We start from the raw sequence: 24701 nt of genomic DNA, 5'->3' as shown, positions 1-24701 counted from the left end.
CTTACTTTTTCACAACGAATACGTTCATCGTTGCTTTTGCTGGTGTTTTCGAATTTGTCATCGTAATTGTGAGTTTTTTACCGACTTTTTGCTTCGGCATTTTAATACTGAATTTGCCATTCGCTGGCACAGTTTTCTTGCCGATTGTTTTGCTACCTTTTTTCACAACAACTTTCGTGCCTTTTAACGCTTTACCTGATACTTTCGTTGATTTAATTGTTACTTTTGAAATATCAGCTTTCAACACAGCAGCGCTGAACGCATTAACACCGTTTACGCGACCATATCCTGATAATAAATCTTTACCAGGTGCTAACGTGCCTCTTTCTGGCTCTTCTTCCTCACCTAATAGACTACCGATTAAATTTAAGTAATCCATATCTGTAGCTGTCGTATTTTGATCTTTTTGCGTGAACGTCACATTTTTTGTCGTTTCATGCAATAAGTTACGAATCTTTTCTACTTTTAATGAGCTGTTCGCTGATTTCATTAAACCAACGATTGCGGCTACGTGTGGCGCTGCCATTGACGTACCACTCATATATGTGACATTCCCATTCGGTACAAGACTCGGAATGTTAGAGCCTGGTGCGACAACGTCTAATTTATAACCGTAGTTTGAGTAATCTGATACGACATCTAACGCATTTGTCGCACCGACAGAAATGGCATAGCGAGAAGATGCTGGATAAGAAATGGCTTGTGCGCCGTCATTACCACTTGCAACGATAATCGTGACATTTTTGTCGTATGCATATTTTAATGCTGCTTCTAACGTACGGCTATATGAACCACCTAAGCTCAAGTTAATGACTTTGGCGCCTTGATCTACCGCATATTTAATCCCTAATGCAATACTTTCATTTGAACCGGCACCAGAAGCATCTAATACTTTAACCGGTAAAATTTTCGTTTTTTGATTAATACCGCGCATTGAATATCCATTATTCGCTTGCGCTGCGATAATACTTGCTACGTGTGTACCGTGACCGTGATCGTCCATCGTATTTTGTTGGCGATCGACATAATTACGACCCTTACTTGAAAGAACGACATTTTTTAAGTCTGCTAACGTATTGTCAACACCTGTATCAATAACCGCGATTTTCGTCGTTGATAACTTCGTTTGACCTGCTAGTTTTTGTAATTGTGCGTTACGGATATCCGCATTTTTAATACCTTCATCACCTGTATTACGTAATGACCATTGATAATCGTATAATGTATCTGCTGCAAGTGCATGATACGTCGTTACAGGCTCGATATAATCAACGATTGGTAACGCTTCGATTTGAGCAGTCGTTTTCTTTGCTGTCGATTTTTGTTGTGCCATTGAGCCTTTCGCTAAATCAAGCTCTACTGCATACGTATCTGCTAAAATTTCATTATTTTTCACAGATAATGTAGAAGCTTTTGATTGGCCATCAACCGCTTTTTTGAACGTTTGAAGCGATACACCGTCTTTTAATTTAACGATATATTTATTTTTCGTTCCTTTTTTCGTCAATTCACCTGTCGCCTTTTGTACGACTTCCGTTAATGACTCCCCTGCTAAGTTGTCTGCTAAACCAACTGTTGCAGATGCTTTTTCTAATTTTTGTTGCAACGCTTTTGGTACATTGTTATACGTCATATCATAAAGCGCTTCAATCGCTTGCGCTTCTGATTTTGTAATGACGCGTGTACTGTTGACACCGTTCGTATTTATATCTTCTACTAGCGGTTGAATCGTTAATAAATGTTGATATGCTTCTTTTTTGAATGATTTGTTCGTTAACATTTTAGCAACTAAAAATGGCGCTGCTTTGTAATATAAACTTGATAGTTCGCGACCTTCTGCTGTTTTTGCTAAAATGCCATCACGAAACGCGCGAATATCTTTTAACATTGAAGATGCATTTTTATTGCCTTGTACACTCATTTCAACAGGGCATGCTGCACTTTCTTCTAATACAGTTGCAGGTGCTAATTTTGTCGGTGTTGCTGTTAATGAATAAGGAACTTCAACAATCGGATTACCCTCTTCATCTAGTTGTGGTGCCTTCTCATCCATCATGCCGTTATATTCTACTTTAATATAATACGGACCTTCCCAAGCATATGGGAATTGAACGATTGCTTTACCATCGACAGAACCAGCCGTATATTGACCGAATGCTTCATTGTTTTTTGCTTTTTCCGCACTTGAATAAACCGTTACCATTAAAATATAATCACTTTTCAACGTTAATTTGACGTGTGAATGTTTTTTTATATCTGTTGCTGTAGGTTTATACGTATACCATGTCTGGCCCACCTCATTAAATTGTTGTGTGACCGTTTGACCATTCGTTAACAATTGCGCTGATTGTAAGTCATTATCTGTCGTTTCAATCGCTTTCGCAACTGGAACATTAGGCAAGATAACGCCGACAACAACGACAAGTGCCACTAGCCACATGACGAGTTTTTTCATTTACGTACCCCCTTGATTATTTTCTAGCAATGCTAGTTATCTTTATTGTAAAGAATCTATCAAAGGATTGATATGCTTAAATTGTATTATTTGTCATAGTTTCATATTTTTCTTATTAGGTCGCAAGATGTGCAATGGATAGACGAAGCCAAACATCTAGACTAGAAAAGGAAAAGCCTACTGCCGTCGCTTTGTCATTCGATATATACCATGACTTTGGAATATTGTACGGTGAATCTCCTTCTGTCGTCACTATCGCTCGTTCACATGTAACAGATTCAATTAATTGGAGAAGTGTGCTCATCGAAATCGTCCCATTTGCGGTCGCGTTCCAAGCGCCGGTTTGCGTCGCCAGCCATTGTAAAAATGAAGCGGCTTCCTCCGCTAAAATAAATGACATTTCTGCTTCTAGATGTGCCATCGCAAATGGTTGCTGTTGTTGAATATACGTCACATAAAACTGTAGACGTTCCGTATAATCATCTTCACCCATCACGATCGGAAAACGCGCGATTGCGACCGGAAACTTTGTACGTACTTTAAATACAGCCTCGGCCTGGCGCTTTGCTTTTCCATACGGGGGCTGCGCTGTCAGGTTATAGTCATAATGCATTGAATCAAAATCTGTTTCAGTATGACATATGCCGTTTGCTTCATATACAGCCATCGTTGACGTAAAAGCGACGTGGGCTGGATAATCGTTCACGATATCACATAACACTTTCGCTTGCTTGGCGTCCTTACTCAATTACACGACGTAAAGCGACATCATCAGTACGATCCACAACAATGTGTTTTACGTCGTCACCGAACGGTTGCACCGTTTGTCCACGCGTAATCTTTTGGTAGCCCTGACTACAATGATATTGTCATCTTAGACGCATCAAATGTACCAGGAGATGATTTGTATATTAAACGTATTATTGGTCTTCCGGGTGATACGGTTGAAATTGTAAACAACGACTTGTACCGCAACGGTGAAAAAATTGAGGAACCGTATATTAAAGAAAAAATGCATCAGCTCGATTTTCAAACGACCGTTCCAGATAGCTATGCTTTCGTCATGGGTGACAATCGCAATCATTCAAGTGACTCTCGCACATTTGATGCAGTTGATTATAGAACAGACGTCAAAGCGACTGTGTTATTCCGTTTCAAACCGTTTAATCAACAATATTAAAAAAGCGATAGCTCATGTGCTACCGCTTTTGTGCATTATAATAATGATACGATTTTTGAACCGACTGCTGCCGTCGTCGCTGTCCCGCCAAGGTCAGGTGTTAAGACGTCCCCTGCCGCTAGCAATTTTTCAATCGTCGCTAAAATATGTGCTCCCATCTCTGGCCGTTCAAAAAAATCAAACATTTGACTGACCGACCAAATGGCAGCGAGTGGATTCGCGATTTGTTGGCCGGCAATATCTGGTGCTGAACCGTGAATCGGCTCAAACATGGAAGGATAACGACGCTCCGGATCAATATTGGCACCAGCTGCAACACCCATTCCTCCAGCAAGCGCAGCGCCAAGGTCTGTTAAAATATCCCCGAATAGATTTGATGTGACGACAATTTCAAAACGACCTGGGTCTATGACCATAAACATTGCTGCCGCATCGACTAAATAAGAATACGTTTGAATGTCTGGATAATCTTTTGCTACTTCTTCAAATACTTCATCCCAAAATACCATTGAATAGTTCAACGCATTTGCTTTACTAATGCTCGTTACAGATTTACCACCTTGTCGGCGTGCTTCGTCAAATGCGTAACGAATAATGCGTTCGACCCCTTTTCGCGTAAAGATACCCGTTTGTAATACAGTTTCTTCAGGTTGACCTTTTGCGTGCCATTCTCCGCTTCCTGCATATTCACCTTCACTATTTTCACGAATGACGAGCATGTCGATATTTTCAGATGTCCCATGACGAAGTGGTGATTCAATACCTTTTAACAATTTTACAGGACGCAAATTCACGTATTGATCAAATTGTTTTCGAATGACTAATAGTAACTCACGTAATGAAATATGGTCTGGCACGCCTGGGAAACCAACAGCCCCTAAATAAATCGCATCAAATGATTTTAATTGCTCCAATCCATCATCTGGTAGCATTTTGCCGTGCTTCGTATAATATTCACAGCCCCATGGAAAATATGTATAGTCGAACTGAATCGTACCGTCTATTTCAGCGGCACGCTCCATTACTTTAATCCCCTCTGAAACAACTTCTGGGCCAATGCCATCTCCAGCAATGACCGCAATTTTTTTCGTTTCCATTTCTCTATCACCTCTACGATAAAGGTACGCCTCTTTTTTCGGATTGACAAGATAATTTACGAAATTTTCAAAACAAAAAGAGACGCTTCAACAAGCATCTCTTTTCACTTCATTACATAAACACGATCACAAAAGTGATACCGATAAGAATCGCGATTAAAATGAAACATACGAAGACGATCAATCCTGCAAAAAAGGCACGCCATTTTGAAAATTGTGCTGCGGCGGCTACTGTGTAGAGCATTAAAATAAATGACCATACAGATAATACAAACATCCAAATCGTACCGATTATACCCGGTACACCTGCTACATCATCAAAAAATGTATGTGGTGAGATGAAACTCCAAATAATAAATACTGGAACCATCGCTGCATACGGTGCCGAAGAAATATAAAGCGCATTTCTTAACGATGTCACCGTACTTTGACCACCTAACCATTTCGCCGTAATATTTAAAAAGAATGCAAAAATGACAGATTGTAACCAAATAATTGGTATCGCGAAAATAATAGCAAGAATAAATGTAACAATTGGTGATAACGTCGTTTCTTCGCTAAGTTGTTGCTGGAACAAATAAAGATAGATAGAACCGATCCCTATTAATAATACATAGAACCAATATTGCGAAAAACGGCTTTGTTGTAATTGTTGGAATGCAGCAACTGGATGTTTCATTGATTGTAATAATAAACCCACTGTGTTCCCCCCTTTTTTAACTAGCGTAACAAAAAATAAGCATCAATAGCTTAATTCTCCAAAACAAACATCTTTATCCTTATTTTACGATACAAAAAAAGTGTACATTGACTCAGCAATGTACACTTCATTTAAATCTTTATTACCATTGATTGTTTTTATATTTTTTGTAGTAGTTGTATTGACGCGCAGCCAGATACAATTTACGTTTGAAGCTTTTGTCTTTTGGATAGAATAATGGGTTTGCCCATTTACCTTCACGAATTAAGCGACGGCATTCTGCATTGATTTCTTGGTTATCAACGAAATCACGTAATACTTTTTTCGGTACAACTGAGAATAAAAATTCACCATTTGCGTACACAACATCTTTTTCTTTATGATCTACACAGTCATCTACAAGGTAACGTGCTAAATTGTGGCCTAGACGTGTTACGTAGTAGCTTGAACGACCTTGACGAATGTTGATTTCAAATACTTTAAATTTACCGTCACGCGTATCGTATTTCATATCGAAGTTCGCGAAGCCTGTATAGCCGATGTATTCGATAAAGTCTTGCATTTTGCGCATTAACTCTTTATTGAAACGTGTGATGATTGATGTGTAGTTACCAATAGCTGTTGGTGTATGTTCTTGTAATACAACTTGACCAAGTGTTACAAGTTGTACTTTTTTGTTTTGGTCTGCATAAACAACGCCGTCCCACATTAATGTATCATCACCAGGAATAAATTCTTGGATAATGACTTCATCGTGGTAGCCTCCATCGTGTAATAATTGGATAACACGGTTTGCTTCTGCTTCATTTTCTACTTTATAAACTTTTTCTTTCCCTTGGAATTTTAAGTCTAAGTACATAATGACGTTACTTGGTTTTAAAATTAATGGGTAAAGAATTTTGTCGTCTGAGAATGGTTGATCAACTGTTGTACAATCGTAGAAACGAGTTGTTGGGTAGTCAATACCGTATTCTTCACACAATTTATAGAAGTTTGCTTTATATTGTAATGTGTCCATTACTTCGATTGAAGGATAGTTGAAAACGAAATATTTTTTAAGGAAGTCTGCATTTTCAACGATGTAACGAACGTACATATCATTCGTACCGACAAGCATTAATTTTTTGCCTGATTTACCGTATTTTTTCGCGACTTTTTCCATAATTTTTGGGAACTCAGATGGTTCACCTAATTTAGGGAAGTATTCGATTTTTGCAGGAATCGTACTGAATTTTGTAAATGGTAATTCACCACGACCTACTAAAATTGGGTTGACGTCGTATTCTTCGTGAAAAGAAATTGACATATTATATGCGTTAATATCTGTACCGACAATAATCGGAATAAAGTTTAATTTTGCCATGAGAGCCTCCATAGGTTATCCATAAGAAATGGTTATTGATAAAATAGCTATTTTATATGATAATAGACTTAGTAAAATAGCTTCTTATAGCGATTTATCTATATCTGTGTAAGTGATACACACCTTGCTATTATATTACTAATCTTGGTAGTTCGTAAACAGAACGCTGTATTTTTTTCACACGATTTACGTGTTTTTTTATTTTTAAGACGCGAAAAAAAGGGAAAAGATAGAGTAGAGGTGATATCATGCGTCAACAACTAAAAATGATTTTGTTGTTATTCGTTGCACTTGCACTGTCTATATTTCTAGTACCACTTGCAAGTTTATTTTATAGTTGGACGATTTTTACGCCATTTGGGTGGCGATTGACGATGGCGTTGATTGCGTTCTTACTACTTTGTCTCGTTCTCGTCATGGGTTACAGACAACAAAATGATCGTAACTATGTTTTATACTATGCAACATTGCTATTTATGTTAGCTTTAACGCCACGCTTAATTTATAGCGTTGCATTTGGATAACGGAAAGGGAGCAAATGACTGCTCCTTTTTTTCATGGAACTGTTTATATGAAACATATATTCCTTTTCTATGAAACAGTAAATATATGTTATAATCTAACGTTAGCACCTATATTAAACGGAGGTATGTATGTCTACTACTTTAAAACAAATTAAACACCCCGGTTGGATGGCAGCGGGTCTCATGATTAGCGCATTTATTGGCTTATTCGGAGAAACAGCGCTCAATATGGCACTTACAAATATTATGAGTGACTTTTCTGTAACGACAGGAACCGTTCAATGGTTAACAACAGGATTTTTACTCGTTCTCGGTATCCTCGTCCCTGTCTCTGCCCTCTTATTACAATGGTTCACAACGAAGCAACTCGCGACTAGCGCATTGCTATTTTCAATCATCGGTACAATCATTTGTGCATTAGCACCAAACTTTACGCTATTATTACTCGGCCGTATCGCACAAGCAGTCGGTACAGGTATTTTAATCCCTCTGATGATGAACGTTATTCTCGTTATTTTCCCCATTGAAAAACGTGGATCAATTATGGGTATCATGGGGCTTGTCATCACACTAGCTCCTGCCATCGGTCCAACATTAGCTGGTGTCATCGTCGACGCATTAAGCTGGCATTATATTTTTTGGATTAGCCTTTTCTTCTATATTATATTATTTGCAATTTGGATTCCGACGGTACAAAATGTTTCGGAAATTACAAAACCGACATTGGATATCCCATCAATCACGCTATCAACAATCGGCTTCGGTTCACTCATTTATGGATTAGGAACATTAGCGAGTAAACCATTTTCAGATTTACTCGTATGGCTACCAATCGTTGTAAGTGTAATCGCGTTACTATTATTTGGCCTTCGCCAATTAAAAATGGATGCACCAATGATTGATTTACGTGTTTTCCGATTCCCGAATTTTGCACTTGGAACGATTTTATTATTCATCGGTTTTTCAGTCATTTTATCGTCAGCGATTTTATTACCACTTTATTTAAAAGGCGCGCTATTATTAAGTGCTGTCGCTGCTGGTTTAGTGATGTTACCAGGGAATATTTTAAATGCGATTTTAGCACCGATTGTCGGACGCGTCTTTGATAAAATCGGGCCGAAATGGTTATTAATCGTAGGATTTGCTTTTGTATTAATCGCAAATATAATTTTTGTGTTATCACTATCAGCAGATACACCAAAACTAACGATTATTATCGCATTTGCTTTTACTAACTTAGGATTAGCACTTGCACTAATGCCTGCACAAACGAATGGATTAAACGAGCTACCACCACAGCTTTATCCACACGGTGCTGCTGCCATGAATACATTACAGCAAATTGCAGGGGCAGCTGGAACAGCATTAGCCATCACACTTATGAATGCTGGTATTAAACGCAGTACAGAAACTTCTGAAACAATGATTCTGGCAAATGGGACCCATTTTGCATTCATCTTTATTTTAATCATCGCGGTCATTGGATTTGTATTAACACTATTCGTAAAACGCGCAAAACCTTCTATGTAACGTTTGAAGACTGAGTATAATGCTCAGTCTTTTTTTGTTACTTTTTTGCTTTTTATCGATAATTCGAATAACTTAGCATATATATTAACAAAAGAAGAAAATACATTGTGAATTGCTAACTATAATTTAGTACTAAATATGTATATAATAGAAGTAATGATAAAAAGGCATTTTGACATAGAGATGGCATCAAAGGAGATTATAATGGAACTTTTACAATCATTAGGTTTTATGGCTGAATATATCCATTTAGCCCTTAAAAAAGAAGCAGTCGTCGTTATTGTCGACAAAGAAACACGTAAAATTATCAAATATTTACCAGGTGAAAATTTAGAAATCGGTTATCGTGAAGGTCAGCTTGTAAATGCAAATGATACAAATTTACAAACTGCTTTAAATGGTCGTCATTCAGACATTTATTTAGATGCAAGTGTATACGGTATGCCTATCAATGCTTATGCCTTCCCTATTAACGTGGAAGGTCGCACAGTCGGCGTATTAGGGTTTGGTAAACCGTTAGATAAAGAAAAACAATTAGAAGATTACATCAATGCTGTACGTGAAATTGCGCTATCTTTACAAGAAAAATCGCATACGATTGCGGCACATTCTGAAGAATTAGCTGCAACAAGTGTTGAGATTCGGACACAGTCAGAACGTGCATTAGAAGATTCTCAAAAAACGAACGAAATTACTTCTATGATCAAAGCCATTTCTCGTCAAACTAATTTACTTGGTTTAAATGCGTCAATTGAAGCTGCACGTGCAGGACAATACGGTGCTGGATTTAACATTGTCGCACAAGAAGTTCGTAAACTATCGCAACAAACAGATGATTCTACGAAAAAAATTGAAACGTCGTTAGATAATGTGAAAGACAACTTAAGTGCATTACTTGAAAATATGACCCAAATTTCAGATGCTTCTAATGAAGAAGCAAAACTTGCACAAGATGTAAGTGTTATTATTGAACGTTTAGATTCAGTGTCACAAGATTTAGCATCATTTATGAAAAAAATGTTTTAATGAAAAAATGCCCCTGCTGCAAAAGCGGAGGCATTTTTTATTATAGCACTAAACATATTTAATAATTCATCACTGTCGCTTCTGGTTCATGACCGATCATCTCAACGATTCGGTTACCTTCACCCATGATGGCAACTTTCGGTGTATAGTGCTGTGCTTCATCAAGCGTCATATGCGTATAGCCGATAATGATGACGATATCCCCTGGTTGTACGAGACGCGCGGCTGCTCCGTTAACACAAATGACGCCACTGCCACGCTCCCCAGCAATCGTATACGTTTCAAAGCGCGCGCCGTTGTTATTGTTCACAATGCTCACTTTTTCATTACGAAGTATGCCTACAGCGTCCATAATATCTTCATCAATCGTAATACTACCAACATAATTTAAATCTGCTTGTGTGACAGTAGCGCGATGAATTTTTGAACTCATCATTTCTTTAAACACGCGCTTCACCTACTTCAAAAATAATATTATCAATTAAGCGGACGTTTGAATAATAAAGCGCTGTCGCTAAAATCAATTGTTGGTCTGTTGCTTTAGGCGGCTGTAAATCTGGATAGCTTAACAGTTGAATGTAATCGACTTTCCCTTTTGTCGCGGTTTCAATTGCTTGAATTGCTGCCGCTTCATCAAATTGTTCATAGTTTTTTCGCAGCGTTTGCAACGTAGCAAACAGTTGAGGAGCTAATGCGCGTTCTTCCGCTGTTAAAAAGACATTACGCGAACTTTTCGCTAAACCATCTTCCTCACGTACGATTGGAATTGGACGAATCACAACTGGGATATTGTAATCGCGTACAAGCATTTGAATGATTGCTAGTTGCTGTGCATCTTTCTGTCCGAAATAAGCGTTCGTCGGGCGTACGATTTGGAATAACTTTGTCACGACTTGTAAGACGCCGTTAAAATGCCCTGGACGCGTCGCCCCGCATAAAATGTTGGATGCAGGGCCCGCTTCGAACGTAATACCGCCTTGATGCGGATACATCTCTTCTACACTCGGTGCAAAAATATAATGCACACCAACTTCTTCAGCTACACGTGCATCACGTGCTAAATCCCGTGGGTAAGCTTCGTAGTCTTCATTTGGCCCAAACTGTGTCGGATTGACAAAGTCACTTAACACGACGATGTCATTTTCTGCGACTGCTGCTTTCGCAAGCGTTTGATGCCCTTCGTGTAAATAGCCCATCGTTGGTACAAGGCCAATTGTTTGTTTCGCATCGTATGCCGGTGCTAGTACTTCGTGTAGTTCTGCAATCGTCTTGATGATTTTCATGCTTATTTTACGCCTCCATATAATCCATCTAACTGTTCTTCTTTCATCGTAAAGCTATGTGCATCATCTGGGAATGTACGTGCACGTACCGCATCTCGATATGCCGCAACACCTGATGACATCATCGGATATACATGGCCAAATTGCTCAACAAATTTCGGTAAGCGATGATCGCCATAGCCGAGTAAATCGTGATAAACGAGCACTTGCCCATCAACATCTGCGCCAGCACCAATTCCGATAATCGGCACATGTATTTGTTCTGCTAAAATGCTCCCTAATTGCTTTGGAATGCATTCAAAGACGATTGCACATACACCAGCAGCTTCTAAAGCTTTTGCTTCTTCAATTAATGCGGCTGCACTTTCTGTCGTCTTCCCTTGCACTTTATAACCACCTAGCACTTCTGCTGACTGTGGTTGCAATCCTAAATGACCGACAACAGGAATGCCTGCTGCAATCATTTTACGAATCGCTGGCACAAGTTCACCTGCTCCTTCTACTTTGAGAGCGTTTGCATTTGTTTGTTGGAATAAATGAATCGCATTTTCAACAGCTTGCTCTGTACTTACGTGATAACTACCGAATGGCATGTCGACGACGATAAACGTATCTTTTGCCCCACGTCGTACGGCTTTCCCATGGTGAATCATATCTTCTAATGTAACGGATACCGTTGAATCATATCCTAAAACGACCATGCCTAGTGAGTCGCCCACTAAAATCATATCAACTTGTTGCTGTTCTGCAATGCGTGCAGAAGGATAGTCATATGCTGTCATCATGACGATTGGTTCGCGATTGCGTTTCATTTCTTGAAAATTCAAAATATTTTTCATCGTCGTTGTCCTCCCTATCGTTCGTTAATTTATACATACTTTACATCAAAACATATGACTATGCACTTAACATTTAATTAAGTTACAATTAGTAAAACTAAACTATGGTGGTGTTTTCATGAATTGGATAGATTTTACAAATTCTGTTGAAACGTTATGTAATGCCCATACAGACGGTTTATCCGTTAAGATTACGTATCATAAACAAAGCTTTAGCTTTCATGAACTAAAAACGCATACATCTGCTAGTCTCATCAAAATTCCGCTCGTATTAACCGTTATGCAAAAAATTGAACAAGGACAATTGACGTTAACAGATCGTCGCGCTATATCCGAAACGGTTAAAGGAACGGGGGTACTTCATTATTTGCACAACGTACCCGACCTCTCATTACACGATTTAATGAAACTAGCGATTATCGTATCAGACAATAGTGCAGCAAACCTTTTAATAGAAGAAGTCGGAATGGAAGCCGTTCAACAATTATCCCAAATGGTTGGCGCTAACGATACGTTGTTGTTAAAACCATTTATGTCACACAATCGTATGCGCGACAATTTCACGACAGCACAAGACATGGTCACTTATTTGACGCTTATTGGGGAACCGAATCGTTATTTCAATGAAGAAAGTCGAAGGCATTTGTATGGTATGCTTTACGACCAACAGCTCACAAAACGGCTTGGGGAGCAATTAGCAGGGAGTGAAGTGCAACTTGCGAGCCTTTCCGGAACGAGTCGTATTGCCATGCATGACGTTGGCATTTTTTCTCTAGGACAAGAACGATTATACGTCGCTGTCTTGACTGAAAATATGCCCCATGCCAACGAAGTTATGAGTACAATCGGTAAATTATGTATCGACTTTTTAACAGCAACATAAAAGGCAGGCGCGTATGCGTCTGCCTTTTAACTTTTATAGTTTGCGGGCGATCCACATCGTCCAACGATCTTTTTCAACGATATTGCGCTCCTTTGTTAATGATTGATCGATAAATTCAATCAACTCTTCTAATTCATAGTCATCTAACTCATATAAAATGCTACGGCCAATGCGATGTCGTAATTCTTCTTTTAAGCGCATTTTAGACGGATAAGTCGCCCGTACTTCCCAAAATGGCACTTCTTTTTCTAGTGTGAATCCAGCAGTAGCTAACGCTTTTTTGACTTGATCACTCGTATGTCTACGGCGCACTTCCGTAATTTTTAGCTTTTCAAATTTCTCGAAAAAGTAACCACGGATATGTTCTTCGCTACCTGGCATTAAAACATCTTCTGGCGTCCGATCTTGTACGATAAAATAGCCACCTTTTTCTAAAATCCGATAAGACTCATTAAACGTATCTTCAATTTGATCTAAGTGATGAATTAAAGCTCTCGCAAGCACTAAATCAAATGCTTCATCGTCTAGCCCCGTTTCAACAGCACTCCCTAATTGAAATGATATCGTTTCGTAATCTTTGCAGTTGTAGACAGCACCATTTAGCATTGCTTGTGAAAAATCAACGCCGACGACAGATTCTACTCCCGCATCGACGAGCGCTTTCGAATAAATACCTCCACCACACCCTAAATCAGCAGCTCGAATAAAATGCTTCCCTGGCGGTAAAAGTGCTTCGATATCTTCACTCCATGAAGCATTTGCTTTACGTGAAGCGTACGTCATCTTATTTTTTTCGTCGTGAAAATTAATTGACATGTTGTTCACCCCTTTTCATATGTACTTTTCCCAATTTCTTAAAAGATTTATCGTTTTTAAGCGATATTCCATACATTCGACTTATATTTTTAAAGTGACTACGACTATTGATGTACTATATCTACGAAAAAAAGCGTATGTATAAATTTATACATACGCCCGGCGATCTACATCCTCTTATTGACGTTTCGGTAAGTGAATCGGTACAAAATATTGCGCCGTTCCATTTTCAAACGTTGCTTCAACTTCTAAAATATATGTACCACTTTCTTTAATGTCTGCTTCATCTGTATATTTAGCGACTTGTTCATCGTGCTGATCCCAAATCATTAAACGATAAAATTGAGGCATCGGTTGGAAACCTACTTTTAAATATTTCATATCTTTAACGTTATAAACATCATCCATTGACACCGTTTTTGAAGGTGGTAGCGCGTCTGTCGCATTTTGAACCGTTTCATTCGTTTCTTTGTCCGTATACGTCCATTGATACGTCTGTGCATCGATTCGTTCTATTAACACATCACTAACTGCTAAATATAATGTTGGTGGTCTTTTATAACTATCATTTGTAGCAGGTGTTGTTTTCTCTTGTTCTTTTTCTCCACATGCAACAAGCACGATCACCATTAAGCTCATAGCGACAAGTACAATCCATTTTTTCATCTCACATACCTTCTTTCTCTCTTCTATTATAGAGATTTTTTCACATTAACCAATCAAAATTCGCTAAATCATGCTATTATAATCTTGAAAAATTCAGAATTTTCATATATATTTAATCTACAACATTGTTGCATGTTGGCTTATGAAACATTTGTTTCGTAAGAATGATTTTGCATACTCATGTATGCAACTCCACTCATCTCAATTTTTCAAAAAAGGCTACTCCATCCCCAGGAGTAGCCTTTTTTGAACATGTTTCCTAAAAATAAGTAATACTTTTATCATAATCTTTATTCTCAAAACCATTTACATTAGACTACTCTTTATTTAGAATAAATAAAAATGGGGAGAAAAAATGGCAAAATTGAAGTACTCTATCGGCTTTTTACTGGTGAATTTATTTTTACTAGCACCTATCGCACTCTCATCTGCTACTCAAGCAGAAGCGTCAACATATAAATCGAAATCTATTACAACTAATTCCTTAAACAATTTCACAAAAAGAGGTACCTTACCTGAAGTAAAAGGTACTATTGGCATGACATATAAAGATTTAAAGAAAAAAGTAGCAGGTCATTCTGATTTAACGGAAGGTGACTTAATCGTCTATCAAGGAAAGGACAGTGCTACATACGCGTTCAAAACAAACGGTACGAAAGATACACCAAAAGCAACTGCTCGCGTAGAAGCAATCAACAAAGTTTATTTTAAACAAACGACGACAAAAGAAGATTTACAAAAACTTTATGGTAAACCAGTCGATCGTTTATTCAAAGCATCAAATTATTATGTAGGATTTTCATCTTATGGTGGGAACACAACATTAAGTATTGGTCATTTTGACACAATGAAAACAATCGCAACTATCTCTGGATATTAAAAAAAGGTCATGACATTGTCATGGCTTTTTTCATTATCATCAACTTGCTAAAATGTTGTTTGGAAATGTTTTCCTAAAATATATGTGATTTTTTCAGATTTATTTTAGAAATAAAACAATACATAGACAGCATAAAATTAATATATTCGTCTTTATAAAAAGAGTATGCTATATAAGAGGTGAGAAATAAAATGAAAAAAATTTTATTAGCTGTAACACTTGCATTAGGAATAAGTGCAACAGTAACTAACATTTCGCAAGAAAACATTGAAGCCAGTGCTAAAAGCTATAAAACCTATATTGCACCGAGTTTTGACTCAGACAAGGGATCATCTTTTTACTCAAAAAAATATAAAAAGACTTTGCCAAATGGATTAGTGATAGAAAATGAAGGTAATGATGGATATTATAAAATTCCAGGCCTCATTATTAAAAAGAAAAACGGTCTTTATTTATATCATGAGGAAATGATTACTGCTGGACTTGGTAGCAATTTAACTTATGCGACAGATTCAAATGGTTATTTAAATCTCGTATATACAGACGTATTTACTTTAAATCCTGACGGTAAAGGACGAATTGGATATGTTATTTTTAGATTTATAAGTGTTTCGCCCTCTGGCATAGTACGTGCATATCCAGCTAGAACTTATAAGGGTAGCGTAAAGTCTCTAAAATTTGTAACGCCAAATAAATTACAATTTAAAAAAGAATATCCTAATAAAAATTATGTGTATAAGTTCAAAAAAGGTAAACTTACTACAATTAAAAAATAGCTTTTATCTATTAAATCACCGTTTTATAGACAAAATGAGATGCCGCCCCAGATTAACATTTGGAGCGGCTTTTTTATGTGGTTTCTGTCTATAAACTTGTCTATTTTAAAAAAATTGAGAATTAACCTTACCAAAATGTTGTTTGGAAATATTTTTCGCATAAGTAATAAAATCTAAGAGTTTTTCTAATAACTTATTCAATTTCAATAATGGAAGTAAGGTGTTCAGGAAAGCCTTCCCAGAAATCTATAAGAATATTAATATATTTTTCAAAGTTAATCTGCTCAATGTCCAAAACTATTTCTGTATTGGTAGTTAATTTTATATCCATTAATCTTTTTTACTAAATGGACTTTTTAAAAACATTTCTGGATTATCTCTATATAAGTTATTAGCTGAACGACCATCTCCATGTTTATAAGTATTCACAACCTTATATAACATTTCAATATCTTCCCATTGAGAAGCTTCAGTTAAATCATAAGATAATAGTTCATAGGCCTTTTTTATTTGTCCCATATTAGAACCAAAATCTGAAAATTTATTTTTAATTCTAACTGAACTAGTACTATGATTTAATTCTGAATAAATAAAACCACGTAATTGCTGTTCGAAAATCTGATAAGCCATTGTTAATAAGGAGAAATAAAAATTGTATTCCATTAGCTTTTCAGACTCATAAAAATCTACAGTTTCCATTTCTATCCTTTCAAATATTTCTGCCGGGTCAACTACTTCATAATCATAAGCAATTTCATCTTCTTTTATTCTTTTTTCTCTATACTCATTAGCTGCTCCTTCTATGTCCTTGAATAAACTTTCGTTCATAGCGTTAAACTTATCTTGTAGCCCTTTATAGATGAGAATGTATTCTCTTCTTCTATACGTATTTAAATAGAGATTCAATGTAACTTTTTCATTCATGTTAATATCCCCTTTTAGTTTAATTTTTATAGGTGCATTTTATATTCTCTCGTTAATTTATAAAACATATTCTTCTTCAACCCCAGCATCCGCATAAACTCCACGCCCTTGATTTCCTTCGCCTGCCACTTATCAAAATTAGCCTCTAAAATCTCACGCTGTTCTTTTGATAACGTCTCCAAATTGATTGTTGGACGCCCTAACTGCTTACCAGCTTTACGTGCAGCTTCAATACCTTCCTTTTGACGCTTTAGAATTTTTTTACGCTCTTGATCGGCGACATATGAAAGAAGAGACAGGAATTGATCTTCCATCAATGAACCGAGCTGACTGTCATCTGTATTCATCGCTTTAAATTTTCGACTATCGAAAAGCGTTTCATTTTCTAAGACGATAATATCAGCATTGATTTTGCGCGTAATTTCCTTCCACTCAGAAATGATGGCTTCATAGTTGCGGCCTAGTCTATCGAGTGCGTCGACGTAAACTAAATCACCGGAACGGAGACGGCTTTTCATATTTTGATACTGCGGGCGGTTAAAATCTTTACCGCTAGCGTAATCAATATAAATATCACGATCATCAATACCTAGCGCTTTCATCTTTGCTTCCTGGCGTGCGATTTTTTGATCAGCAGTTGAAACGCGAATATAACCGAATATTTTTAAACATTTATAAAATGATTTTGAAAGGTTTAGAAACGAAAAAGACACCCGAAAATTGGGTGTCCTTAAAGTATGGTTGGCACTTTCACTTCAACAAGCATTAAAAAATCTAGCATATACGAAACATTATTTGCTTATAAATCACTATTAAATGAATCTAATCTAACCAAATTTTCTAGTCGCATATAAATTTTTTCAAGACTATTTAACGCTGAATCTACAGTTTGAATAAACATTCCATAAATAGAGAGTCTAATATAGGTCATCACTTCTACACTATCTATGAAAGGAAATTCTACTTCTTCAGTAAATTGATTTATTGGGGAATTTTTAAAAGAAATTAAGTCACTTGTATTTACAAAAGTGAACATAGAAACTTCTACTCCATTCACCAGATTCATATATATTTGTTGGAAAATGAAATCCCATTCTTCAAGCGAATAAATTCTAATAATGGTAAGGTGATTATCATTTTTAATATTTAATATCTCTTTTTCTACATTTATCGGAAACAGTTCATAAAACACAATAGTTAACGGAAATTCAACGATTTTAGATACGATTATATTATAATCCGTCGCTTCTATATCATTTGTAAACCCTAATGAACTCTTAAAAAATGCGTTGTCATTATTAAAAATTTTATATGGTATTACGTTCTCCCCGTTTTGTATAAATATTTCTGGTTTCATTTTCCAACCTCATTTATTTTATATGTTTATGAATAACTGTTATTTGGCGACAACAGCAACCGTACAACGTGATACACAAACGAGACGATCTTGTTCGTCTTTAATTTCTACTTGCCAAACCATCGTTGTGCGGCCGATATGAAACGGTGTCGCAATAGCTGTCACGATGCCATCTCGCTTCGCACGCATATGATTCGCATTAATTTCTAAACCGACTGGATAATGTGTGTCAGGATTTACATTTAAAAATGCGGCAATTGAAGCAGCTGTTTCTGCTAAAGCAACAGACGCACCTCCATGTAAAATCCCAAATGGTTGATGTGTTTTCGGTGTTACAGGCATTGTACAAACAACACGTTCTTTTTCTAATTCCGTAAATTCAATACCGAGCGTACCAATGAGTGTATCTTGTAATTGTGCTTCTGTTAATAATTCATGAATATTCATCGTAAGCCCTCCTTTTCTCCTATTATACCTATCCATTTGACGATACAACATATTTTTTATACATCAAACAGTTTAATGTATACATAAAATAGAATTTCGTGATAATATTGTAGAAAAAGGAGGCGTTTTCGATGACAGAAGAAAAAATCATTCAATTGTATGGACAAACAATCCAATTGCCAAAAACGACAAAATCATATGGTGCTATTCGCAAAGTAGCGATGTTTAGAAGTAAAACTGTGGTGACAAAGTTATCCAACATTGAACAACAATCATTGCATCTCGTCGCTGCATTCGAAAAAATTTGTGTAGAAAAAGCTGCATACATTGATCATGAAATCGATTATTACGTCTCTCAAGCAAAACTATTACATACAGATTTAGACGAGACTGCATTTCGACAACAATCGTATGAATCCATTTTTAACATCGAACAATTCGAAGCGAACGTTCGCCAACAATTTGAAACAGCAAAATCCATGCATAACTTAAAGGCCATCAACGAGGACATTTTTACACCGTTCATGTTTCAACAATATTATGACACGATTTATGATGCGCTATTGCAACTGCATCTCGTCTATATGTCCTACGTAGCACTCGCAAAAAACGACCCTTCATGGGCACCAAACGCATTACCATTTCAACAATGGGAGCGCGCCAAAGAGTTCGTTGATGTGCTTAAACAAACACCATCAAAACAAACTGTCGTCGCACTACTACTTGCCGATCCTTATGAGCCGATTCATGTAGCCATTGCGTATGCGCTATATGGAGATACTAATGATGAATTGCGTACTTTCTTAGAAGAGATTGCTTTTACAGATGTAGACGATGTGTTAAAGCGTTGCGAAGATGCGCGCACGCTGTTTGATGATCGAAATGCTATGATTCATTTAGAAAGCTATGAAAACCCGCTTTTCCGTACGTTACTTCAACAAGATGCATTTACGTCCTTAACGTCGCTTTGTGCCTATGTCATTTCGCAGTTTAGTGATACCGCGCGTCCTTATTTGTCACAACACGAAGCGTCAGACATTTTATTTGCGTATACCATTCGTAAAAATACGATTCTGTCATTAACATCAACGACACTTAAAGGAAAAGGCAAATGGTTCCGAACGATTCAAGTACCGTATACAGACATTCGCCAACAGCATATACGTGATGGTCTTTGCGCCATTAATCAAACAATCGTGCACACGCCGCATTTCGAACGTCAAGATGACGTACTAATGATGCAACTGCTACAACTACTTACCGTTATTGCTACTACCCACGTCTCTATTTCAAACCATTAAAAAAAGGAGGACACCATTTTGGTTCCTCCTTTTAAGCATTCACAGCAAATAACGTACGGATCATTGGATAACGGGTTTCCAACTCAAACATTTGTTGCTCTAGTTTTTCATATTGCGCGATACATTGTCGAATATCGTCTGTTTTGCGCTGTATTTTTTGCGCAACCAATTGTTGTTCTTCTTCATATTGTTGAATATGCGTACGTGCATCATTATATTGTAGCTGCACGTTCCCATCAAAAGGCACTTGTTTTTCGAGTAATGCGACCGACATCTTTTCGAGCGTTTTTGTGAGCGTATGGTTCATCGTTTTTACTTTCGCACGATGCTCTAACTTTTTCGTCGCTGATTTTACTTTATCTAATAAACGATGCGTCACGACAGTCGTATCTTGTAAACGATCGAGACGGTCGATATCCGCACGTAGTTTACGCACGATGGACGTATAAGGTTCTAACGTCGGAATATCTACTACTGTCGTCAGCAAATCATACGTTTGTTCTTCCGCTTTAGCGATTTGCTGTCGTTCTGCTTGTATTTTATCAGCTAAAATATGCGTTAATTCATCTAATGTTTGAATCGCTAATTGTGCATCTTTGTGCTGTGTATCGACTTGTGTCAATGCTTTCGATAATTTTTCATAGTAGCGCACAATGTTTTCCCAGCGTTGCTGTACGAAACGTGTAACAGCTGGTTGTTTCGCAAGCATATATGGCAAAGCGACTTGTACAATAATCGCTGGAATCATTTGACGCTTCATCGATTTATTCGAAATACGATACGTTAAAAAGCTTCCTGAAACAGCCGCAACTGCGCGATGTTTTACTAACGTAAAAAAGCCGAGGGGGATATCAATTTTTTCAAGATCCGCCACACTGTTAATCACAATCGGATAAATATCGAGACCGAATTGCTCCTCAATCGTTTGTAATGACTCAACAATTCCACGTTCGCTAAGTGCTTGTTCTAAATGTCTTGACGTCATTTGCGGCATTTGAAGCGCTTGTTGCAAGGCATCGCGTTTTTCTACTGAAAATGTTGTTACATAGTTAAAAATATCTTTTGCCAAATGGCTACGTTCCATTTGTGATAACAGCTGCCATTCGTGTGCGATATTTTCAATCAACGTTTGCCACGTTTGTTGGATAAGCGTATTAATCGTTGTCGCGCCTGTCATACCTAGTAGGCGCGCACAAGCCAATTCATATGCTTGGTCGTCTTGTAAAGCGACTGCACGTTGGTTCGTCGTTTGCAGTAACTGGAGTACGAGCTGCAAGCGAATTTCTTCCTCACTTTGTGTCGCTAATTTTTTCGTTTGCAATGCCATCGCTTCTTCTAATTCTTTATTCCAAGCGGAGCCGAATAGATCGAGTGATGTCATTTCGACATACATACTATAAACTTGGCGTAATGGATCTCCTGACAATGCATTGAAGGCATTTGCGATGATTTTTGCTTCCATTTTATCGCCCCCTTATACGTTAAATTATAGCACGCTTGCACAAAAAAAGAGCGTCCTGTCGACACTCAGTTGTCACACTTTTGCTTTTCTTCTCGTTGATATTTGATGAGCTGTAGTTGTTCCATTGCCTCTTGTGACATCTGATATGTCTCTAATATACGGCACAATTCCCTGAACTCATCTTCGCTCATTTCGAGTAATATTTTTTGTTTTGCATGATTGTATGTTTTCAAATACATAGCTTCACCCAATTTCTTCGTAAATTATCGCTGCGCTACAACGTGAGCAGCTTGCATTTCGATATGTGAAGCGATCGATAGGATTTTATCAGGCATTGTTTGTTCATAACGTTGCCCTTTCAATAGTTGACACACCTGCTCCCATTCTTCTGATGAAAATTCTAATGTTACACGTTGTTTTGAAGCATCATATTTTTGAATATCCACTAAAACCCTCCTTATTTTAATCATTCATGTCTTTACATTTGTAATTGATTTTTCACATCTACTCTATTTTATTGACAAATTTTTATCATTTTAAACATAAAAAGCTTTTATATTTTTCAAATTAGGAAAAAACGTATATAATAAAAAAACTAGCAGGAAAGGAATGAGCTAAATGGCACAAAATTTAAAAGGTAAAACTGCATTTGTTACAGGAGCAGGTCGTGGTATCGGTCGCGCCGTAGCAGAAGCATTAGCAAAAGAAGGCGTAACAGTAGGTTTACTTGCGCGTACAGAAGCACAAGTAAAAGAAGTTGCAGAAGCAATTACAAAAAATGGTGGTAAAGCTGCATTCGCAACTGCTGACGTTACAAACCAATCAGAAGTAGAAGCAGCAATCGCTACTTTAACAGATACAATCGGTCAAGCAGATATTTTAATCAACAATGCAGGTATGGGTGGCTTCGGTAAATTAGTCGAACAAGATCCTGAAACGTGGACAAAAATTGTTGATACAGGTATCAAAGGTACATACTACGTAACACGCGCGGTGCTACCTCAATTAATCGAGAAAAACGAAGGTGATGTTATTAACATCTCTTCTACAAACGGTTTAAATGGGGCTGCCACTTCTACAGCTTACTCAGCTGCTAAATTCGGTATTATCGGTTTAACAGAATCGTTAGCACAAGAAGTACGCCGCAACAACATTCGCGTAACAGCACTTGCACCAAGTACTGTTGTAACAGAGCTTGCACGTGAATCTGGTTTAATCGACGAAGCAAAAGTTGATCGTATGATGCAACCTGAAGATCTTGCAGAAGTAATCGTGAACCAATTAAAATTACCAAACCGCATTTACATCAAACAAGCAACAATTTTAGGTACAAACCCTTACTAATTCGTTGCACGTTAGCCTCTTAGGATTGATTTCTAAGGGGTTTTTTTGTCGTGAGAAAAAGGTATGGTTATTCATAACGATCGTTTTAAAAACGTGCTATTCATAGGGGCGGCAGACGTGTAAATCGATAGCATTAGGAGGGGAACATATGTCTAGAAGGTTTAGTGGGTGTATGCTAACTGTCGTAGGGGTTATTTTATTTTTAATTAGTGTTTTAATGCTATTTTCAATACCGGGTTCGGGGGTCATAAATTTTATTGCTACAATCACGTTTTTAGTGTCAACAGTTTTAATAACAAATGTAGGCTTCACATTACTATTCGATAAGTTAATATGGGTTACTGAAAAAATCCCATATAAGCGCGTGTTTGTTTTTGCGATGGCATTGTTTATCTTTTCATGTTTAATTTTTTCAATTATATAATACTAAACAAAAACTCGTCCGACGATAACATCGGACGAGTTTTTTATCATATTAAGATTGCACCGTTTGTAATGTTTTTTCTTCTTCATCCCGTTCTTGAATATCGGAGTAATGAGATTGCTTACGTGTATCTGGTGCTGCAAAAATCGTCATTAATAATGAAATGACTAACCCAATTGCCATAAATGTACCGAAAGCAATTGGAGAAGCGCCGTACTTACTACCTAACGCTGTCCACATCATCGGGCCGAAACCAGCAATTGCTGCAGCAATTTGATAGCTTAATGATAAGCCTGTATATCGAATATTTGCCGGGAATAATTCCGAGAAAAATGTTCCTTGTGTCGCAAAGACCATACCCCAAACGACACCTAATAATACAATTTGTGCAACGTAGAAAATGGTACCACCATGATCGACAGCATAAAAGTACGGATATACGCCGAGTAATAAGATCGTTACACCGATAATATAAATTGTTTTACGCCCGATATAGTCTGATAAATAACCGACAATTGGAATCGTAAACATCATAGCCACACAGCCAATTAACACACCATATAGTGCTTCCTCACGTGTATAATTTAAGTAAACTGTTGCATACGTTAAAATAAACGACATACTAAATACGTTGAATAACCCATCACCTAATTTTAAACCGATAATGCGGAATACGTCTTTCGTGTGATGTTTAAATAACGTCGCGACTGGAAACTTCTCGATGTCACCTTTTTCTTGGCGCTCTTTAAATTCGGGCGTTTCATCAACACCGTTACGAATCCATAAGCCAAGTGCAATTAATACAGCACTAAATAAAAATGGAATACGCCATCCCCATGACATAAACGCTTCATTCGTCGTAATAGAACCGATGAATGTAAAGCTAAATGTACCGATAATTAAACCAATTGGTACGCCTAACTGTGGAATCGAACCGAATAAACCGCGGACGCCTTTTTTGGCACTTTCTGTCGCTAATAATACTGCACCGCCCCATTCACCACCGAGAGCTAAACCTTGTACTAAACGTAAAAATACGAGTAGTGCTGGTGCGATAATACCTATTTGTGCATATGTAGGTAACAATCCAATCAAAAATGAGCTACCACCCATCCCCATTAACGTCAACATCAACGATGCTTTCCGGCCAATTTTATCACCGAAGTGCCCGAATAAAATACTACCAATCGGTCGCGCCGCATATCCTGCTCCGAATGTTGCAAAAGCTACGAGCAAGGAAACGGTTGGATTACCTGATGGGAAATACAGCGTCGCAAAAACTAAACTCGTTGCTGTCCCATATAAGTAAAAATCGTACCATTCAATGATAGAACCAATCATACTGGCCATTAAAATTTTGAAATTTTTCACACAATCACCCCTTTGTTATAAATAATGTAACTTCAATAATATTAATTATAATT

Annotated in this window: 25 protein-coding genes and 1 pseudogene; 9 read left to right on the top strand and 17 right to left on the bottom strand. The window is 37.4% G+C overall.

What is annotated here, in order from left to right; all coding sequences use genetic code 11:
* Position 1: 1 nt before the first annotated feature.
* A complete protein-coding gene (locus KMHG_RS08740) occupies positions 2 to 2455 on the bottom strand; it encodes a S8 family peptidase (protein ID WP_010288778.1) in 2454 nt (817 codons plus the stop codon).
* A 115-nt stretch (positions 2456 to 2570) separates the two neighbouring features.
* Positions 2571 to 3161, bottom strand: coding sequence for a Rossmann-fold NAD(P)-binding domain-containing protein (locus KMHG_RS17585; protein ID WP_154647367.1), 591 nt, complete (start codon positions 3159 to 3161; stop codon positions 2571 to 2573).
* 147 nt (positions 3162 to 3308) lie between these two features.
* On the opposite strand from KMHG_RS17585, the pseudogene lepB reads away from it, so the two are divergent.
* Positions 3309 to 3635, top strand: a pseudogene (lepB, locus tag KMHG_RS17580) (signal peptidase I); the annotation flags it as partial.
* 35 nt (positions 3636 to 3670) lie between these two features.
* On the opposite strand, the gene KMHG_RS08725 reads toward lepB, so the two are convergent.
* From KMHG_RS08725 to KMHG_RS08715, 3 genes are all read right to left on the bottom strand, one after another.
* The gene (locus KMHG_RS08725) at positions 3671 to 4732 is read right to left on the bottom strand and encodes a tartrate dehydrogenase (protein ID WP_010288774.1); all 1062 of its coding nucleotides are present in this window, start codon (positions 4730 to 4732) and stop codon (positions 3671 to 3673) included.
* Positions 4733 to 4844: 112 nt separating this feature from the next.
* On the bottom strand, positions 4845 to 5432 hold the full coding sequence (locus KMHG_RS08720; RefSeq protein WP_010288773.1) for a YIP1 family protein: 588 nt from the start codon (positions 5430 to 5432) through the stop codon (positions 4845 to 4847).
* 142 nt (positions 5433 to 5574) lie between these two features.
* Positions 5575 to 6795 carry a carboxylate--amine ligase gene (locus tag KMHG_RS08715; protein ID WP_010288772.1) on the bottom strand — a complete coding sequence of 407 codons (1221 nt, stop codon included), beginning with the start codon at positions 6793 to 6795 and terminating at the stop codon, positions 5575 to 5577.
* A gap of 248 nt (positions 6796 to 7043) precedes the next feature.
* On the opposite strand from KMHG_RS08715, the gene KMHG_RS08710 reads away from it, so the two are divergent.
* The 3 genes from KMHG_RS08710 to KMHG_RS08700 all read left to right on the top strand — a co-directional run bounded on the left by KMHG_RS08710 (position 7044) and on the right by KMHG_RS08700 (position 9875).
* Complete coding sequence (locus KMHG_RS08710) at positions 7044 to 7319, top strand: hypothetical protein (RefSeq protein WP_010288771.1); 276 nt, start codon at positions 7044 to 7046, stop codon at positions 7317 to 7319.
* A gap of 129 nt (positions 7320 to 7448) precedes the next feature.
* Positions 7449 to 8849 (top strand): MDR family MFS transporter, encoded by a 1401-nt coding sequence (locus tag KMHG_RS08705; protein ID WP_010288770.1) that lies wholly within the window; start codon positions 7449 to 7451, stop codon positions 8847 to 8849.
* A 204-nt stretch (positions 8850 to 9053) separates the two neighbouring features.
* A complete protein-coding gene (locus KMHG_RS08700) occupies positions 9054 to 9875 on the top strand; it encodes a methyl-accepting chemotaxis protein (protein ID WP_010288769.1) in 822 nt (273 codons plus the stop codon).
* 58 nt (positions 9876 to 9933) lie between these two features.
* Here KMHG_RS08700 and panD read toward each other — a convergent pair whose 3' ends face one another.
* Genes panD through panB form a run of 3 tightly spaced genes read right to left on the bottom strand, consistent with a single transcriptional unit; the run spans position 9934 to position 11997 of the window.
* The gene (gene panD / locus KMHG_RS08695; protein WP_390618961.1) at positions 9934 to 10311 is read right to left on the bottom strand and encodes an aspartate 1-decarboxylase; all 378 of its coding nucleotides are present in this window, start codon (positions 10309 to 10311) and stop codon (positions 9934 to 9936) included.
* 4 nt (positions 10312 to 10315) lie between these two features.
* Positions 10316 to 11158 (bottom strand): pantoate--beta-alanine ligase, encoded by an 843-nt coding sequence (panC, locus tag KMHG_RS08690; protein WP_010288765.1) that lies wholly within the window; start codon positions 11156 to 11158, stop codon positions 10316 to 10318.
* A 2-nt stretch (positions 11159 to 11160) separates the two neighbouring features.
* Positions 11161 to 11997, bottom strand: a complete 837-nt coding sequence (gene panB, locus KMHG_RS08685) for a 3-methyl-2-oxobutanoate hydroxymethyltransferase (RefSeq protein ID WP_010288759.1) — start codon at positions 11995 to 11997, stop codon at positions 11161 to 11163.
* A 118-nt stretch (positions 11998 to 12115) separates the two neighbouring features.
* Here panB and KMHG_RS08680 point away from each other — a divergent pair, with 118 nt between their 5' ends.
* On the top strand, positions 12116 to 12880 hold the full coding sequence (locus KMHG_RS08680) for a serine hydrolase (RefSeq protein WP_010288757.1): 765 nt from the start codon (positions 12116 to 12118) through the stop codon (positions 12878 to 12880).
* Between the two features lie 33 nt (positions 12881 to 12913).
* Here the strand turns inward: KMHG_RS08680 and KMHG_RS08675 are convergent, their stop codons facing one another.
* Together KMHG_RS08675 and KMHG_RS08670 are read right to left on the bottom strand one after the other, a co-directional pair.
* A complete protein-coding gene (locus KMHG_RS08675; RefSeq protein WP_010288755.1) occupies positions 12914 to 13696 on the bottom strand; it encodes a class I SAM-dependent methyltransferase in 783 nt (260 codons plus the stop codon).
* A 177-nt stretch (positions 13697 to 13873) separates the two neighbouring features.
* Positions 13874 to 14362 carry an LptM family lipoprotein gene (locus KMHG_RS08670; RefSeq protein ID WP_010288754.1) on the bottom strand — a complete coding sequence of 163 codons (489 nt, stop codon included), beginning with the start codon at positions 14360 to 14362 and terminating at the stop codon, positions 13874 to 13876.
* A 355-nt stretch (positions 14363 to 14717) separates the two neighbouring features.
* Between KMHG_RS08670 and KMHG_RS08665 the strand changes: the two genes are divergently transcribed.
* Both KMHG_RS08665 and KMHG_RS08660 read left to right on the top strand, forming a co-directional pair.
* Entirely contained in the window at positions 14718 to 15242 is a 525-nt protein-coding gene (locus KMHG_RS08665) for a hypothetical protein (protein WP_010288753.1), read from the top strand.
* A 191-nt stretch (positions 15243 to 15433) separates the two neighbouring features.
* Positions 15434 to 16018, top strand: coding sequence for a hypothetical protein (locus KMHG_RS08660; RefSeq protein ID WP_010288752.1), 585 nt, complete (start codon positions 15434 to 15436; stop codon positions 16016 to 16018).
* 330 nt (positions 16019 to 16348) lie between these two features.
* Here KMHG_RS08660 and KMHG_RS08655 read toward each other — a convergent pair whose 3' ends face one another.
* The 4 genes from KMHG_RS08655 to KMHG_RS08640 all read right to left on the bottom strand — a co-directional run bounded on the left by KMHG_RS08655 (position 16349) and on the right by KMHG_RS08640 (position 18746).
* Complete coding sequence (locus tag KMHG_RS08655) at positions 16349 to 16942, bottom strand: hypothetical protein (RefSeq protein ID WP_010288750.1); 594 nt, start codon at positions 16940 to 16942, stop codon at positions 16349 to 16351.
* A gap of 26 nt (positions 16943 to 16968) precedes the next feature.
* On the bottom strand, positions 16969 to 17604 hold the full coding sequence (locus KMHG_RS08650) for a recombinase family protein (RefSeq protein ID WP_026022047.1): 636 nt from the start codon (positions 17602 to 17604) through the stop codon (positions 16969 to 16971).
* 137 nt (positions 17605 to 17741) lie between these two features.
* Positions 17742 to 18299 carry a hypothetical protein gene (locus KMHG_RS08645; protein WP_010288747.1) on the bottom strand — a complete coding sequence of 186 codons (558 nt, stop codon included), beginning with the start codon at positions 18297 to 18299 and terminating at the stop codon, positions 17742 to 17744.
* A gap of 39 nt (positions 18300 to 18338) precedes the next feature.
* Complete coding sequence (locus tag KMHG_RS08640; RefSeq protein WP_010288745.1) at positions 18339 to 18746, bottom strand: hotdog fold thioesterase; 408 nt, start codon at positions 18744 to 18746, stop codon at positions 18339 to 18341.
* A gap of 131 nt (positions 18747 to 18877) precedes the next feature.
* On the opposite strand from KMHG_RS08640, the gene KMHG_RS08635 reads away from it, so the two are divergent.
* Complete coding sequence (locus tag KMHG_RS08635) at positions 18878 to 20047, top strand: hypothetical protein (RefSeq protein WP_010288743.1); 1170 nt, start codon at positions 18878 to 18880, stop codon at positions 20045 to 20047.
* Between the two features lie 31 nt (positions 20048 to 20078).
* On the opposite strand, the gene KMHG_RS08630 is transcribed toward KMHG_RS08635, so the two are convergent.
* Complete coding sequence (locus KMHG_RS08630) at positions 20079 to 21509, bottom strand: hypothetical protein (RefSeq protein ID WP_010288742.1); 1431 nt, start codon at positions 21507 to 21509, stop codon at positions 20079 to 20081.
* Positions 21510 to 21772: 263 nt separating this feature from the next.
* On the bottom strand, positions 21773 to 21955 hold the full coding sequence (locus KMHG_RS08620) for a hypothetical protein (RefSeq protein WP_010288740.1): 183 nt from the start codon (positions 21953 to 21955) through the stop codon (positions 21773 to 21775).
* A 172-nt stretch (positions 21956 to 22127) separates the two neighbouring features.
* Between KMHG_RS08620 and KMHG_RS08615 the strand changes: the two genes are divergently transcribed.
* The gene (locus KMHG_RS08615; RefSeq protein ID WP_010288739.1) at positions 22128 to 22853 is read left to right on the top strand and encodes a 3-ketoacyl-ACP reductase; all 726 of its coding nucleotides are present in this window, start codon (positions 22128 to 22130) and stop codon (positions 22851 to 22853) included.
* A gap of 475 nt (positions 22854 to 23328) precedes the next feature.
* Here KMHG_RS08615 and KMHG_RS08605 read toward each other — a convergent pair whose 3' ends face one another.
* Entirely contained in the window at positions 23329 to 24648 is a 1320-nt protein-coding gene (locus tag KMHG_RS08605) for an MFS transporter (protein WP_010288736.1), read from the bottom strand.
* Positions 24649 to 24701: the final 53 nt, after the last annotated feature.

Origin of the sequence: Kurthia massiliensis (assembly GCF_000285555.1) — a bacterium.
GTDB lineage: Bacteria > Bacillota > Bacilli > Bacillales_A > Planococcaceae > Kurthia > Kurthia massiliensis.
This window is presented reverse-complemented; position numbering and strand designations above follow the sequence as displayed.

Bases quoted from the DNA above. Each gene is read 5' to 3' on its own strand.
- KMHG_RS08740 (WP_010288778.1), bottom strand. From the start codon at position 2,455: ATGAAAAAACTCGTCATGTGGCTAGTGGCACTTGTCGTTGTTGTCGGC.
- KMHG_RS08725 (WP_010288774.1), bottom strand. From the start codon at position 4,732: ATGGAAACGAAAAAAATTGCGGTCATTGCTGGAGATGGCATTGGCCCA.
- KMHG_RS08715 (WP_010288772.1), bottom strand. From the start codon at position 6,795: ATGGCAAAATTAAACTTTATTCCGATTATTGTCGGTACAGATATTAAC.
- KMHG_RS08710 (WP_010288771.1), top strand. From the start codon at position 7,044: ATGCGTCAACAACTAAAAATGATTTTGTTGTTATTCGTTGCACTTGCA.
- KMHG_RS08705 (WP_010288770.1), top strand. From the start codon at position 7,449: ATGTCTACTACTTTAAAACAAATTAAACACCCCGGTTGGATGGCAGCG.
- KMHG_RS08700 (WP_010288769.1), top strand. From the start codon at position 9,054: ATGGAACTTTTACAATCATTAGGTTTTATGGCTGAATATATCCATTTA.
- panD (WP_390618961.1), bottom strand. From the start codon at position 10,311: ATGATGAGTTCAAAAATTCATCGCGCTACTGTCACACAAGCAGATTTA.
- panC (WP_010288765.1), bottom strand. From the start codon at position 11,158: ATGAAAATCATCAAGACGATTGCAGAACTACACGAAGTACTAGCACCG.
- panB (WP_010288759.1), bottom strand. From the start codon at position 11,997: ATGAAAAATATTTTGAATTTTCAAGAAATGAAACGCAATCGCGAACCA.
- KMHG_RS08680 (WP_010288757.1), top strand. From the start codon at position 12,116: ATGAATTGGATAGATTTTACAAATTCTGTTGAAACGTTATGTAATGCC.
- KMHG_RS08675 (WP_010288755.1), bottom strand. From the start codon at position 13,696: ATGTCAATTAATTTTCACGACGAAAAAAATAAGATGACGTACGCTTCA.
- KMHG_RS08670 (WP_010288754.1), bottom strand. From the start codon at position 14,362: ATGAAAAAATGGATTGTACTTGTCGCTATGAGCTTAATGGTGATCGTG.
- KMHG_RS08665 (WP_010288753.1), top strand. From the start codon at position 14,718: ATGGCAAAATTGAAGTACTCTATCGGCTTTTTACTGGTGAATTTATTT.
- KMHG_RS08660 (WP_010288752.1), top strand. From the start codon at position 15,434: ATGAAAAAAATTTTATTAGCTGTAACACTTGCATTAGGAATAAGTGCA.
- KMHG_RS08655 (WP_010288750.1), bottom strand. From the start codon at position 16,942: ATGAATGAAAAAGTTACATTGAATCTCTATTTAAATACGTATAGAAGA.
- KMHG_RS08645 (WP_010288747.1), bottom strand. From the start codon at position 18,299: ATGAAACCAGAAATATTTATACAAAACGGGGAGAACGTAATACCATAT.
- KMHG_RS08640 (WP_010288745.1), bottom strand. From the start codon at position 18,746: ATGAATATTCATGAATTATTAACAGAAGCACAATTACAAGATACACTC.
- KMHG_RS08635 (WP_010288743.1), top strand. From the start codon at position 18,878: ATGACAGAAGAAAAAATCATTCAATTGTATGGACAAACAATCCAATTG.
- KMHG_RS08630 (WP_010288742.1), bottom strand. From the start codon at position 21,509: ATGGAAGCAAAAATCATCGCAAATGCCTTCAATGCATTGTCAGGAGAT.
- KMHG_RS08615 (WP_010288739.1), top strand. From the start codon at position 22,128: ATGGCACAAAATTTAAAAGGTAAAACTGCATTTGTTACAGGAGCAGGT.